This is a genomic window from Mesobacillus sp. (genome assembly GCF_057785455.1).
This window is the reverse complement of sequence record NZ_JBYNSB010000012.1, coordinates 45,914-59,506: the sequence shown is the minus strand read 5'-3', so window position 1 is coordinate 59,506 and position 13,593 is coordinate 45,914. Positions and strand designations below refer to the sequence as shown.

Sequence of the window (13,593 nt, the reverse complement as noted above, 5' to 3'; positions counted from 1 at the left end):
CCTTACCTTTCTTTTACGACATTATATGGATAGAGATAGGGGATATTTATTGAATTTTTAGAATTCAAATGAATAATTAACATACAAAATCCAGCCGCAATTCCAAACATCCCAAATACAAACGAAAGCATAAGCAACAAAAATCTTAATATTATTGTGGAACTACCCATAATATAGTTTGGCACTAAAAATGAAGAAACTGCTGTTATTCCTACCAAGACAATAAGTATATTACTTGCTAGCCCCGCTTGAACCGCAGCATCACCAATAATTATTCCGCCAACAATTCCAAGTGTGTTACCTGTCTTTGTCGGCATTCTTTTACTTGCTTCTTTTAAAAATTCCATTGTTATTAACATTAGAAGCGCTTCCCAAAGTGGAGGAAAAGGCACATCAGATCGACTCTCAATTACAAGGAATAAAACTTCAATTGGAAATCCTTCGTAGTGATGAGTAGTAAATGCCACATATATAGGCACTAGTAGCAAAGAGGAAAAATACCCCACCAATCGAAGAACCCTAAAAAAATAAGCAGTCCAGGTATTGAAAATATAATCCTCTGCTGATAAGAAAAAATCGTAAAATGTACTTGGTCCGATAATCACAAATGGGGTTTGATCCATTAATATGACAAATTTTCCTTTTGATAAAGATAACCCTACAAAATCTGGCCGATTTGAAAGTTGATATTCTGGAAAACTGCTGTTTGATGAACTAAGTAATCTCGCTAAAAAGGCTGAGTTCGTTACAAACTCGACTTTAATTTTGTTTATTTTTTCTTTTAGATCATTCAATTCTTTTTCATTCGAGTGAGTTTCAAGATATAGAATAGCCACTTTACTTTTTGATAGGTCACCAATTGTAAACATACATGACTTCAAATTAGAAGTTGGTAGAACCCTCCTAATCATGGTTAGATTTTGATTTAGTTGTTCAGTAAAACTTGCTAAAGACGTATATAAAGTAGACTCCTGTTCTGATGGTTCAATGCCTCTGCCAACGTCTGAAGGGAGTGTTACAATAAAAAAATCTTTCTTTTTTTCTTTGCAGACAATAACAGAACCCCTTAATAATTCATCTTCAGCAACCAAGAAAGAAGTTTCCTTTTTTAGACTTATTATTGGGAGCATCTCAATTGATGCATCTTCCATAAGGAGCGGATTCATAATAAGTTTATTAACAAAATCAACATTCACTAACGAAGAAACAAGAAAAATTTTATATTTATTTATGTTGTGTAACTCAAAGTCACTTACATCTTTAAATTTCTTCAATATAAAGGTCTCTAATTTTTCAGCCATATTTATTCCACCACCAACACAATTTACGCTCTTAATTCACCCAACTTCTTATATTCGCCTATAAAAACGAACATTGCACCTATAACAAGTATCCCCGTGCCAAGGACAATTATACTTTGAGTTGAATAACTTTCCATTCTTGATTCTTCACCTCCAAATCTGCTTTTTACATACATTATTCCACTTTACATAAAAGGGTGTAGGTAGTAATCATGAAACAAAAAAGTTACTTCCAAGATTTATCATAATTAGGGTGGCGTCAGGATAATGCGGATTCACAACTTTAAGGAAATCCAAATATAAAAAAAAGCCTAATTTCTCGGTATTAAGTGAGAAATTAGGCTTTAGTTACTTCATTAAAGCGCCCTATAATGGAATAAAGAAAAAAGAAACACAAATGCTAATCAAGTTGAATTTTGAATCCACTTAGAAGAACGATAACGTAATATTAAAAATATCGCACGAACATAATTGTCTATTGCATCCAGACTCCGATAAGTCCTAATCCAAAATAAACACCTAGTAAATACCGAATCACCCATATTCCTATCGCTGTCATATACATAGGAAACCTCGTATCCCCGCCAGCCTGCAAGGTAGCAGTCAAAGAAGCAACAAGGGCGGTTGCTGGTTGTGTGATTGTATCGATTCCAAGAACAATCGTTATTAAACCGATAACAACTGTTTTTGTCGTAAAAATAGGACTGATCTGTTTAGAAAATAAAAAGCTGTTTTAACAGAACTGCAGGAGTATGTTCTGGGGAGACGTTTCCATTGTATACAGCAGACAATATAGGGATTTTGAGGAATATTTGTTTTTGGTAGATACATGGAAATAAACCAAGGGAAATACGAGGTTATCAGTTAGTTTATCATTCGATGATTATATCGGAAAGAGCCAGCAGCCTTAATGAAAAGTTAAAGTGGTTAGCTACCAATTCCAACAAGTTAGATGGAGTTTCGCCTGAAAAAGGAAAGCTGTCACTTGCACGCTTAGAAAAAGATGTTCCAGGAGAAGCAAAAAAGTTTAGTGAAAGCCTGTATCAGATGCTATCTTATAAAATTAACCGATTTACTCATGGGTGTTGCTCATATAACCAGATTTCATGCAATTTACTCATGCTTCGAATAATCGAAAGCCAGATAAAAAAGAAACGATTATTATTATGGCTGCCCTTTTAGGGATGGGAATGAATAATGGATTACAAGATGACAGAAGCAACACCAGGACTTACATATAAGCAATTAGCGAATGTATCCCAATGGGGGGCCAGCCGGTATATTTCCGCGTTTCGTTATATTTATGTACACTATAATATTATGCACAATTTATAAACAGAAAAATAGACTGGTAAATTAATATGATTTTAAGGTAAATAATTTATGCGCACTTCCTTTCTTGCAGATACAGTCCTTGGGTAGGTGACGAGTTTATGCTGCTCGTATAGTCCCTGAAGGACATTGGATGTTTTCTTGGCAGAGAAGCCAAAGCGCTTATTGGCATCGCGCTGCAGCTCTGTCAGGTCATACGGCAGCGGCTGCGGCTCAGACTTTTTCTTGCGGTCGATCGATTTCAGCTCAGCCTTTTTGTTAGTGAGCTTTTTCTGGATCTGCTCCGCTTTCTCTTTTGAGAAAATGCGCTTTTCTCCGTTATGCTCCCATTCAGCATTGAGGGTGCCGACCTTCGCCTGGATTGTCCAGTAATCCTTTGGCACAAACTTGTTGATTTCATCCTCGCGTTCAAGGACCATCGCCAGGGTTGGAGTCTGTACCCGGCCTGCAGAAAGTGGATCCTTATATTTAGTTGTCAGCGCGCGGGAGACGTTCAGCCCGATCAGCCAGTCAGCTTCTGCGCGGCAGACGGCAGATTCATACAGGTCTTCAAATTGCTTGCCAGGCTTTAGGTTTTTGAAGCCATCTTTGATGGCGCGGTCTGTTTGGGAGGAAATCCACAGACGCTTGATTGGCTTGCGCCAATTGATGCGCTGGAGGATCCAGCGTGCGACAAGCTCACCTTCACGCCCGGCATCCGTTGCGATGATGAACTCGCCGACATCCTTGCGGTCAGCAAGCGTTTCGATCGCCTTGAACTGGTGGCTCGTCTGCTTGATAACCTTCAATCCCATCTTATCCGGGACGATCGGCAGCTCCTCAAGCTTCCAAACCTTATACTTCGGGTCATAATTCTCAGGCATCTTCAATTCAATCAAGTGCCCGAGCGCCCATGTCACGATATACTGATTACCCTCAAAATAGCTTTTATGTGTCTTATTGCAGCCAAGAACACGAGCCAGCTCACGCGCCACACTCGGTTTCTCCGCAAGAACCAATGATTTCATAACTGCTCCTTTCAAAACAAAACAAAGTTTCGTATGCTTAACCTAGTATAATAGAAAAAACGCACCAATGCATTAACGCAGTGGGGGTCAGACCCCCAATCCTGTGCAGCGTTAAAGCGGCGGGGGTCTGACCCCCGCCGCTGTGACGCGTTAACGTGCCGGGGGTCTGACCCCCGGCGCGGTGAAGGGGTAAAGGGTGCGGGGAGGGCTGGAGTTTGGGGGATTATGTGAACGAGATTCGCGCATTGATTGGGACCAGGCCGTTTATTTTGGCGGGTTCGGCTGTGCTGGTTTTTAATGAACGCTACGAGGTGCTGCTGCAGCTGCGCAGTGATACAGGAAAGTGGGGGATTCCGGGCGGGGCGATGGAGCCCGGGGAGAGCTTTGAACAAACTGCGAGGCGGGAGCTGCTTGAGGAAACCGGACTACATCTAAATAGCCTGAAATTCCTTGACCTTCTGGCGGGGGAGGATTTTTACTTTCAGTATCCAAATGGTGATGAAATCCATAATGCCATTGCCCTGTATGCATGTGATGATTGGAATGGGACTTTGCAAATGCTGGATGGAGAAAGCAAGGAGCTCCGTTTCTTCGCTCTGGACAATCTCCCTGAGCTGCAGGGCAGGCCGGAACTGATTTTAAGCAAAATAAGTGAATACAGGATCATCCCGGAATTCAGCCCTATCAATTTGAATGACATCATGGCTGCTGCCGAGGTGCTCCAGCTTCAGCGGGCATCCTACAAAATCGAAGCTGAATACATAGGAACGGAGGAAATTCCTCCATTAAAAGAAACCTTCGAACAGCTGCAAAGCTGTGGCGAAACATTCATTGGCTGCTATCTCCATGGCAGGCTGGCAGGTGCAGTTTCTTATTTAAGGGAAGAGGACACGATTGATATCCACCGGGTCATGAACCATCCTGACTTTTTCCGCAGAGGAATTGCCGCCAGACTGATTACATATATCGAAAAAACGCTTGAGCCAGAGGCCTCTGATATCATCGTTTCAACTGGCGCTGCCAATTTGCCGGCTGTCAGGCTTTATGAAAAGCTAGGCTTTGAGCGCAAGGAAGATTTAATCGTTGGAAATGGACTTAGGATTGCCAGCTTTAAAAAGGGGAAATCAAGATGATGGAAAGCCGAACCTATGCAGATACTAATAAAATCTTCGTCGTCGTAAAAGGAGTCATCCTGCATGAAGGAAAAGTCCTGATCGTCAAACGGTCGGCAGATGAAGAAATAGGAAGGGACAGCTGGGAGACAGTCGGAGGTAAAATCGAGTTCGGGGAAGACCTTGAGACGGCATTAATACGCGAAGTTCATGAAGAAACCGGCCTCCATATTACTGTTGAACAAATATTATTTGCAACCACGTTCAAAACGGATCCAACAAGGCAGGTCGTCATCCTCAGCTATCTTTGCAAAAGCCATACTAACCAAGTCGTGCTGTCTCCGGAGCATTCAGATTATCTATGGGCAGACACAGTCCAATTAAGAGCGCATTTGCCCCAGGCAATCCTGGAGGACTTCGACCAAAACAATGTCTTTGATAAAATAAAATAGACCAGGCCAAAAGCCTGGTCTTAATAAACTATTCCTTGATATAGACTGCTGTGCCTGTCGCAATGCACATCATCATGCCTTCGCGAAGCGTTTCGAAATCAAGGTCGACGCCGACAACGGCATTCGCACCCAATCTCCGCGCCTTTTCCTCCATTTCCCGGATGGCTATTTCACGTCCTTCAGCAAGCTTGTTCTCATAAGCAGAGCTCCTGCCGCCAATCACATCTGTCACACTTGCCAAAAAGTCGCGCACAACATTGGCTCCCATAATTGCCTCCCCTGAAATAATAAAAAGCAGGTGTGCACTGTGCATACCTGCTATTTTGCGCTCTCTATCCAAAATGGTTTAGGGTTTCCTGGACTCACTTTAGCTTTTTCATCTGCATCAATCACAATCTCTTCAAAAATCTCTCTCAATAAGATTTTTCGTTCTTCATCCGTTGACATATCCCATAGTTGGGGGAAGTTTTCAACCAGGTGCTCTAACTCATCAAAAGTGTAGGTGATTGTACTAGGTGAATCATTGCTAAGCTTTTCCTTCAACTCTTTTTCTTTTTGCCTGAGCAGCTGTGTTTTAGCATTAAGCTCCTCTATGTCAATCAGGTCATTAATGAACATCATTTTATACTTTTCCATGGTTCTCTGTATGGTTGCTAACTCAATATCGACTTCGTCTTTGGACTGAACTTCTGATTTTTGGGTGATATTATCAGGTTCAATCCAGGCATATACTAGCTTCGAAAATGACTTTAGGAGTTCATCTGTCATTCTATCTTCCTGGATGCTGGGCATGCTGCAAGTGCGTCCTTTTGTCTTGTTGCTGCATCTATAAAACTTAACAGAGCGATTAGGATTCTTGTAATGGTAAACTGTCCCTTGCATGGGAGCTCCACATTTTCCACATTTGAGGATGGAGGTGAAGAAATAGCCACCTGTCATTCCCCGTCCTTTATTTTCACTACGCTGTTCCAAAAGCGTCTGCAATTCCCAAAATTCTTTTTCATCAATGATTTTTTCAATATCAGCATCAAACAGCTGCTGTTCAGCCAGAGGAAGTCGAAGCTGGTGTCTTTCATTATTGAAGCGAAACTTTCCTATATAAACAGGATTTTTGGCGATGTATTGGACAGTGTAACCGGCCCACTCGGCTCCCTTACGAGTACGGGAAGTTTGATTCAGAATCCTTGCTATTCGGTCCATACCCATGGTTCTGGCCATTTTAAAAATTCTTTGTACAATCTTCGCTTCTTCAGGTACTACTGTAAATTTACCGTTTTTCTGTACGTATCCATAAGGAGTTGTGCCTCCAAGCCATTCACCAAGGTTAGCTTTCTTGAGCATCCCCATTTTGACCCGTTCCCCTAGGTTTTCTCTTTCCCATTGTGCCAGGGCAGCAACAAGTGTAATAAAAAGTCTGCCGGTCGCGGTCGTTGTATCATATATCTCTGTAGCTGATTTAAACTTTACATCATGATCATCAAATTCGGCCAAAAGCTTGTAGAGGTCCAACACGGATCTGGTTAAACGATCTAGCCGGTACACTAGAACAACATCGAACATTCCTGATTTGAGATCACCTAGTAATCTCTGAAGTTTGGGCCTTTGAAGATCTTTCGCGGAGAATCCTTCATCCTTATATATTTTCACAACTTCCCAATCTTGGGAGGTACAATAGGCCAGCAAGCGCTCTTCTTGAGCTGCAATTGAGTAGCCATGTTTAGCCTGTTCATCCGTACTAACGCGGACATAGATAGCAACTCTCAAGTTTTTCACTCCTTAGTGTTTAATTGAGGATTTATACGCAGGGGATAATTCAGGTGGATCCTCAAAACCTTGTACCAAGGCATAAAGCTCTCCGTTGATTTCTCTAATGCTGTCAATCATAGGTATTTTCACAACATTTCCTTTACTGTCTTTCCCAGCATCTATGGCTTCCTGAAGAGGCATTTGAATAAAATTCTCTATTTTTCATTTCTTAATATCTCCAATCTGATTCAATGCATGAATTCTATTCCAAAATAAACTTAAACGATGTTCAGCAAATTCAAGGGTCACAAAAAAAGTATTAGCAATAAAGTAGATTGCTTGTTTTGTATTTTCTGGGATTTGTAGACTCAGCAGCATAAAAGTCGGAACACAGAAATGATAAGCAAATAGATTCGCCTGATATTCCTGAAGCTCAACTAAGGGCTGTGGCATAACAAGTTGATTGCCGGCATGTCGCTCTAAATGGCATACCTCATGAGCAAATTCCTGCCATTGCTCTTGGGGTGACAGTCGTACGTCAATGATTACTGAATCGTTATAGAAACGACTAGAAATATCCCTGTAAATGACGGAATAGCCTAGTCGATTTGCTATAGTGTGTAAATCCAATTGACGAGGGTGGTGGATGCCGATCTTCGAATAAAAAATTTTAATCCAGTCCTCGAGCAAAGTTGTATGGTATTTCATAAGATCCTCCATAAGGAACACATGTTCTATTTAATTCGGAAAATAAAAGCCCTGATTGGGCACTTTAGAATTTGTAGATATTTAAACAGACAATAAGTATTAATAATACTATGATTTCAGTTAACCAAAAATATGAGAATTTATTCACAGTACTTAAAACGTACTTATTATTTTCCCTTAGATGCTTACTGTTAAATAACTCTTTTAATTCTTTTTTATCGAACAGGTCCTTGTATATTCTCTTCATGGAATAAAAATACTTTAAATTAAGTATAAGATCTTTTTTAATCTGACTTCGACTTATCAATAAGTAAACCGTAGATATAAAAAGAAATACTAAAGAAAGGTAATACCTTTCTCCTGAAAACAAACTATTCTTCAGATCATCTGACATAGTATTAAAAACCATTAACGATGTAAAAAAGGAAAGGACAACTAGATTATTGTTTTTAAAACTAGAAATGAAGTATTGAGAGAGTTCTCTACTTTTAATTGATAACTCTGTAGAAACTTCCGCCACTTTATTTTTTGTCTCAATGTATTTCTCTACATTTTCTTTTAGGTAAATCGCATGTGCGGATTGGACGGAGTTTAACGTATCCTTTGGTAATATCAACTTTGAATTATCAAACATTAGATATCTAGAAATAATATTTCGGGACAAATCTAATTTATCATGAATATCATCATAACCATAAACCCATTTATATATATTAAAAAATACATTTGCACTACCGAAATTAGTGGATTTGAAATCACATTCTATATTTAGAAATTTATGTCCAATAAAGCCTAAAAAAACTGATTCGGAGTCAATGAGATCTGAAGCATTCGCCAGAAATGAAGCAGCAAAAACGACCTTTAACTTTTCCATAATAATATCAAAATCATTAGGCTCACTAATATTAACTTCATTACTAAAATCTTCTGGAACGAATTTGTAATCTGATAAGCCTTGAGGGTTAGTGTTAAACCTTCTTGTTTCTAAAGTTTTGTTTCTTGTTTCATTGTTTATTAAATTATCACTGTACTGTTGATGATTTATAGTTGAACATAGCATTAGACTGCTTTTGAAGTAAATTTTGGATTCGGTTACAAGTTGTATTTCGAGTATATTAATATTTTCTAATAATAACTTAGTGTGAAGTATGTTTAATAAAACCTTTAGGGGCTGACTAGCTAAATATTTATTGAATAAAGAGAAATTGTAAATCGATATGGTTTGGTTTTTAGCTAGTTTGGTAACTTCATATTTAATTTTTATTTCACTATCATCTTCAATGTTTGAATTAATACTATTTAATTGTTTTGTTTGGTTAAATTCGATTAAATCACTTTTTTGGAATGAAAAAGGTTCTCCCCCGTCCAAAGTTATATCTAAATGAACATTATCCCGGGAGTTCAGTAAAGATAAAATCGTTTGAAAATCAGACCAATTTAAGGGCTCTAGTAAATCAGTCATAGTGAAGATTAAAGTATAGGATTCAAAAGTTTCCCTCTCTGTCTCAATTTGTATGTTTGAAGAGTATTTTCTGAATGAATCCAATATATTAAACATCTAACTTTCATCCCTTTTTTTAAATTTCTCATATAATTTATCACTGATATTTTTAATAACTAATATTTTTTCCCCTAACATTTCATCTTCTTTAGCATATATAACTTCCTTAAGATCATCAATATAATCTGACGTTCGTAGTTCTATTTTATCGGTAATTTGATAAGTTTGTTTAAAGCGCTTTTTTATATCCTTCGTATCAATATCGAATGCGGCATCGAACTTTTTGTTCTCTGGTAAAGATCTTAGTTTCTCTTTTAAACTTGGTATGTCGACTGAAGGGTCTTGCGGTGTATATTCACCTATTACATAGTCGATCATGTCATCAAGTTTGAAGGAGGTTTTAGTTGAAAAATAACCCGTCAAGCCATTTCTTAAATCAGTGTAGTCAGACTCGGACTTCTTTTTGACATTTCTTACAAGTACACTATCAATTGCATTAAACGCATTCAATGTGTTGGTTTCATTATTATTCAAAGCTTCTAACTCTAAAAAGTCTTTAGACCAGAATGCTGATATACTAGAGTTTGTATCTGAAACCAGAATCTCAAATAATTCTAGCCTATCCCCTTGAAGTTTATAGGTGATGCTACAAGACTTTTGGGTAGCATTTTCTTCTGGTAACCCTATTTTATATTTAGAATCTTCAATTTCTAAAAAAATTGCTTGGTCAATCTTAGAAATTATGAACTCTAGGCTATCTTCCTTTTTTATTAATATAATTGCAAGGCTTCCCTCTTTAGGAGCTTTTGTATTTGGCGACTGAGAAATCCTATTTCTTTGTGATTGCAACAACTTTTCAGCAAGAATCTTTGTTTTATCTTGAAATCTAGATAAAAAATCGTCTTCATCTTTATTATTGACCAACCCTTCAATAATCTGGGCTAATTGTGAAGAGTTCCGAGCGTATTTGAAACTCTTTTTATTTCTTGCTACCAAGTCTTGAATACATACTTTGGTGATAAATTGTTGGGAATCCGTTGTATCCATATTTATGCTGGTAACTTGATCGTTAGTATTATCAATTTTATATACTGAAACAAACTGAGTACCTTCTATAGTTAATGTGGGCATAAAGTTCATCCTCTTGACATAATATTTTGAACTCAATAAAATTTAAAAACAATAAAGTATCGGGTATGTTAATAAAAAGCACTTGGAAGGGCAGAATCACTTTATACTCTCATCCATGACTTTCTTATATTCAGCAAACTCTGAATCTTCCATCTCACCATTCATTTGCAACAAGAAATTTCCTTTGCTATATGTATGTGAGAAGAACAGCGGTCCTTGGGCACCTAACTCATCGTAATAAGCTTTTGCTTTTTCTAAGTCCTCTGTCTTTTCAAATTCAAAGAGTCTCCCACCAGTGTCCTCCCCAAGAGCAGGTACCAAGATCCTTTTTCCTTCTTTACGTGTATTACCAAATTCTTTTTGAGCTAAGTCCGATGGATTTTCTGCTTCCAAACCAGCATCATTGAAAGCGGTAATTAAAGAATCAACTGTGACGCTCTCTGTTCCAGAAGACTCGTTACTACAACCAGAAACCATAAGTAGAAACAACAATAATAAAACACTGTATTTTTTCATGGATAATCCCCTCTCTATTTGTCTCTATCTTTTTCCTTAATACACGCTAAATCATTTTATATTCTGAACCATGACTTTTTATTTTGAAAAATCTCTAAGAATATGTACGATCCTGTCCAAACTTTGTTCCGGTATATTGCGAATTGTTCTCTTTTTTGAACCAAGCATCCCTTTAATTTGAAGTTCGAGGATTCCTAATTCCATTTGAGCAGCACCAAAGGGGTTTGGGGCTATATCAAAATCTACTCCAACTATATCTTTATAGTTTAAGATTTCTGTTTCCGCACCTCCAAAAAGCCCACCTTTCATAGAAACCAAGATTACTTTTTGATCAGTGATTACTAAAAAACCGGTTTTCACGAGCTTTGGATCAGCTGAAGTAAATGAATATATTTGCTCATCAGGCTTCATAATCTTTTTTAAAGCTGATATAGCAAACTCATAAAATTTCCTTTCAGTCTTAGGAAACTCTAGTGATATTTCTTCCATTTCTTTTAGTGTTACTGGATATTCAATAATTCCAAAACGATGGTTTAGCTTTGTGTATTTATTTGCCACTTGAAATCCTCCGATATTTAAGAATTTTGCAATTATGGGCAAAATGCCCATTAGTACCTAAAAGAAAAACACGCAATGCGTGCTACTTTTTATCTCTTTCCTTAATGAATTCCCAAAATCTTATTAATTCAGCAATCTTCTCTTCTGGTGCTTCCATCAAATCTTTAAAGAAAATCTGAGTCTTTGGGTCCAGGATTTCCTTCCACATTTCATCGCTTGATCCTTGTTGATCCTCACCGGTTAGTAAGAAATCAATAGAGACTTCATAATAATCGGCTAGTTTTTTTAATGCTTCATAATCAGGTTGACGGTTTCCGTTTTCATAATGACCATAAGCTTGTCTAGTAATCCCTAAAATTTTTGCTATATCTTCTTGGTTTTTCTTTTTTCTGCTCCGTAATTGTTTTAATCTATCAGCTAACATAAAAAGGCCCCTTAAGTATTCATGAATACCTTAATTATACAGCAACAATCAGTTGCGTAAATATCCGTAAACAAATTGTTGCTTTTTTTGTTGACAGAAACATAATGTTGCGTATAATAGTAAATATAAAGCAACATTTTGTTTCGTTAGGAGGTGTTACTTTGAGAGAGTGGTTATCAAATGCAAGGAAAAACCTTGAGTTGACTCAACATGATGTAGCTGAAAAAGCCCAAATAAAACGTCAGTATTATGGCATGATTGAGAACGGCGATAGAACACCCAGTGTATCAACAGCTAAAAAAATTGCCAATGTGCTCGAGATTGATTGGATACTTTTTTTTGAAGATAAAAGCAACAAATTGTTTCGTAAGAGCGATTCAGCTTAAGGAGGCTAATCATGAGTCCAAAACAAAAAGAACAAATTGCAAATTAAATTATCTCGGTTCTGTCAGAAAACAACATCAGTTATGCAGATGTCCCAGCAATCATTAAACATGTACAGCTGGAATTGAGCGAAATGTACCAACAGCAAGTCATTCAAATCAACGAATAAGAAGGAGGATCCCGACGTGAAAAGAGACTTTCAACCAGTTGTCATTACTCCGGAAAAAGCAGAGCGTATAAAAACTGTCGTGGAGAGGATTCTCTCCAGGCATACCGGAAAGCAAATCAAAATCACCCTCAAGCATGAATCAAAATCTGATAGAAAAGCAATCTAGCATCTACAAAAATATTAGCATTTTATTCCAAAGGCAAATGGTAGAAAGGGGGTGCTAAGATATGCCGAATGGTAGAGCTACACTTGCTGCCAAAACGGCCCGGAAAGAAGCTGGAATGACACAACTAGAAATGACATTCGATGAATATTACGGCTCCCGGGAATCCATTTCCCAGCAGGAAAATGGCCGTTATCAGGTGCAGCCTGAACTAGCCAAGTATTATACGGAGAAACACAATAACCCATTCGTTGCAATGGAGGCAGCTGCAGAATATATCGGCTGGGGACCGGTGAAACTTGACGGGGACGCAGCAGACTTACATAGGATGACAGTCACCTTGAAAACCAAAGAGGAGTTGGAGGAAGCACTCATTGCCATTAAAAAGGCTACAGAGATGCTTGCGGTTAATCCTCGGTGCATAGAAAAGATAGACACACATGAAATCGAGAAATCGCTCATGGAAAGTATCGATGCGATCACAGCTTTAAATCATTATGTCGCAGTCGTATGCAAAGAATACGGAATATCCTGGGTTAAAGTTTGGACCCAGCATAAAGTGAAGTTAATTCAGAGGAGGTTCATCAAGAAATGAACAGAGATCAGTTTTTACCTAACGACGCAAGAGCTGCTATAGCAGAATACAGGGCATCCTGGACAAATATTACGAAGGCAGAAGAAAGTCTTATGAATGGTGATTTAAAAGATGCAAAACTCGCAGCTGCAAATCTTCTTAGCTCATTAAACGAACTGGAAAAGCTTCAGAGGAGAAAGAAAGAAGTTGATAGGCACATCAGCAAATTAGACTACTTGCTTGGAAGACATTCTCTAAGAGGGATGGTGATTATTCGTGAAAACTAAGGCTGGTGAATGGTTAAAGCTATCGAAGCTAGAAAAGTACCTTATGCTTAGAAACAAAATGAAAAAGCAGTGAGTGATGGTGGGGACCGTACAACTCACTGCTTCTGGGAAACTAAGGGTTTGTAAATATTTTATCACCTTCACGGTGGTGCGGCAAGCTTGGTTCTTGCCGTCAGGCTCAGGAAAAGGTTCCGATCCCTGTTTCCGGCTCTTGAGTCTGACGGTGTG

The 13,593-nt window shown here is 38.3% G+C and carries 16 protein-coding genes and 3 pseudogenes; 8 read left to right on the top strand and 11 right to left on the bottom strand.

What is annotated here, in order from left to right:
• Positions 1-2: 2 nt before the first annotated feature.
• Entirely contained in the window at positions 3-1,301 is a 1,299-nt protein-coding gene (locus tag AC3EBE_RS02935) for a spore germination protein (protein WP_488593516.1), read from the bottom strand.
• 475 nt (positions 1,302-1,776) lie between these two features.
• On the bottom strand, positions 1,777-1,968 hold the full coding sequence (locus tag AC3EBE_RS02930; protein ID WP_488593905.1) for a hypothetical protein: 192 nt from the start codon (positions 1,966-1,968) through the stop codon (positions 1,777-1,779).
• 60 nt (positions 1,969-2,028) lie between these two features.
• Between AC3EBE_RS02930 and AC3EBE_RS02925 the strand changes: the two are divergent.
• A pseudogene (locus tag AC3EBE_RS02925) lies at positions 2,029-2,567 on the top strand (Tn3 family transposase); the annotation flags it as partial.
• Between the two features lie 137 nt (positions 2,568-2,704).
• Here the strand turns inward: AC3EBE_RS02925 and AC3EBE_RS02920 are convergent.
• Positions 2,705-3,640 (bottom strand): annotated as a pseudogene (locus tag AC3EBE_RS02920) (DNA topoisomerase); the annotation flags it as partial.
• Positions 3,641-3,855: 215 nt separating this feature from the next.
• On the opposite strand from AC3EBE_RS02920, the pseudogene AC3EBE_RS02915 reads away from it, so the two are divergent.
• The 3 genes and pseudogenes from AC3EBE_RS02915 to AC3EBE_RS02905 form a co-directional block, all read left to right on the top strand.
• Positions 3,856-4,287, top strand: a pseudogene (locus tag AC3EBE_RS02915) (NUDIX hydrolase); the annotation flags it as partial.
• A gap of 54 nt (positions 4,288-4,341) precedes the next feature.
• Positions 4,342-4,773, top strand: a complete 432-nt coding sequence (locus AC3EBE_RS02910; RefSeq protein ID WP_488593904.1) for a GNAT family N-acetyltransferase — start codon at positions 4,342-4,344, stop codon at positions 4,771-4,773.
• Positions 4,770-5,204 (top strand): NUDIX hydrolase, encoded by a 435-nt coding sequence (locus tag AC3EBE_RS02905; protein ID WP_488593515.1) that lies wholly within the window; start codon positions 4,770-4,772, stop codon positions 5,202-5,204. The genes AC3EBE_RS02910 and AC3EBE_RS02905 overlap by 4 nt, the downstream gene beginning before the upstream one ends.
• A gap of 28 nt (positions 5,205-5,232) precedes the next feature.
• Here AC3EBE_RS02905 and AC3EBE_RS02900 read toward each other — a convergent pair whose 3' ends face one another.
• The 8 genes from AC3EBE_RS02900 to AC3EBE_RS02865 form a co-directional block, all read right to left on the bottom strand.
• Positions 5,233-5,517 carry a YbjQ family protein gene (locus tag AC3EBE_RS02900; RefSeq protein ID WP_488593514.1) on the bottom strand — a complete coding sequence of 95 codons (285 nt, stop codon included), beginning with the start codon at positions 5,515-5,517 and terminating at the stop codon, positions 5,233-5,235.
• Positions 5,518-5,522: 5 nt separating this feature from the next.
• Positions 5,523-6,968: a recombinase family protein gene (locus AC3EBE_RS02895; RefSeq protein ID WP_488593513.1), complete on the bottom strand. Its 1,446-nt coding sequence runs from the start codon at positions 6,966-6,968 to the stop codon at positions 5,523-5,525.
• A 204-nt stretch (positions 6,969-7,172) separates the two neighbouring features.
• Entirely contained in the window at positions 7,173-7,658 is a 486-nt protein-coding gene (locus AC3EBE_RS02890) for an ImmA/IrrE family metallo-endopeptidase (RefSeq protein WP_488593512.1), read from the bottom strand.
• A 64-nt stretch (positions 7,659-7,722) separates the two neighbouring features.
• Positions 7,723-9,216 (bottom strand): hypothetical protein, encoded by a 1,494-nt coding sequence (locus AC3EBE_RS02885; RefSeq protein WP_488593511.1) that lies wholly within the window; start codon positions 9,214-9,216, stop codon positions 7,723-7,725.
• Complete coding sequence (locus AC3EBE_RS02880; RefSeq protein ID WP_488593510.1) at positions 9,217-10,290, bottom strand: hypothetical protein; 1,074 nt, start codon at positions 10,288-10,290, stop codon at positions 9,217-9,219.
• A gap of 96 nt (positions 10,291-10,386) precedes the next feature.
• Positions 10,387-10,806: a stress protein gene (locus tag AC3EBE_RS02875; protein WP_488593509.1), complete on the bottom strand. Its 420-nt coding sequence runs from the start codon at positions 10,804-10,806 to the stop codon at positions 10,387-10,389.
• A gap of 78 nt (positions 10,807-10,884) precedes the next feature.
• Positions 10,885-11,415, bottom strand: coding sequence for a PH domain-containing protein (locus AC3EBE_RS02870; RefSeq protein ID WP_488593508.1), 531 nt, complete (start codon positions 11,413-11,415; stop codon positions 10,885-10,887).
• A 31-nt stretch (positions 11,416-11,446) separates the two neighbouring features.
• A complete protein-coding gene (locus AC3EBE_RS02865) occupies positions 11,447-11,788 on the bottom strand; it encodes a helix-turn-helix domain-containing protein (protein ID WP_488593507.1) in 342 nt (113 codons plus the stop codon).
• Between the two features lie 161 nt (positions 11,789-11,949).
• Between AC3EBE_RS02865 and AC3EBE_RS02860 the strand changes: the two genes are divergently transcribed.
• The 4 genes from AC3EBE_RS02860 to AC3EBE_RS02845 all read left to right on the top strand — a co-directional run bounded on the left by AC3EBE_RS02860 (position 11,950) and on the right by AC3EBE_RS02845 (position 13,365).
• On the top strand, positions 11,950-12,174 hold the full coding sequence (locus AC3EBE_RS02860) for a helix-turn-helix transcriptional regulator (RefSeq protein ID WP_488593506.1): 225 nt from the start codon (positions 11,950-11,952) through the stop codon (positions 12,172-12,174).
• 183 nt (positions 12,175-12,357) lie between these two features.
• On the top strand, positions 12,358-12,507 hold the full coding sequence (locus AC3EBE_RS02855; protein WP_488593505.1) for a hypothetical protein: 150 nt from the start codon (positions 12,358-12,360) through the stop codon (positions 12,505-12,507).
• A 61-nt stretch (positions 12,508-12,568) separates the two neighbouring features.
• Complete coding sequence (locus tag AC3EBE_RS02850; protein WP_488593504.1) at positions 12,569-13,099, top strand: XRE family transcriptional regulator; 531 nt, start codon at positions 12,569-12,571, stop codon at positions 13,097-13,099.
• On the top strand, positions 13,096-13,365 hold the full coding sequence (locus AC3EBE_RS02845; RefSeq protein WP_488593503.1) for a hypothetical protein: 270 nt from the start codon (positions 13,096-13,098) through the stop codon (positions 13,363-13,365). Before AC3EBE_RS02850 ends, AC3EBE_RS02845 begins: the two co-directional genes overlap by 4 nt.
• Positions 13,366-13,593 lie beyond the last annotated feature (228 nt).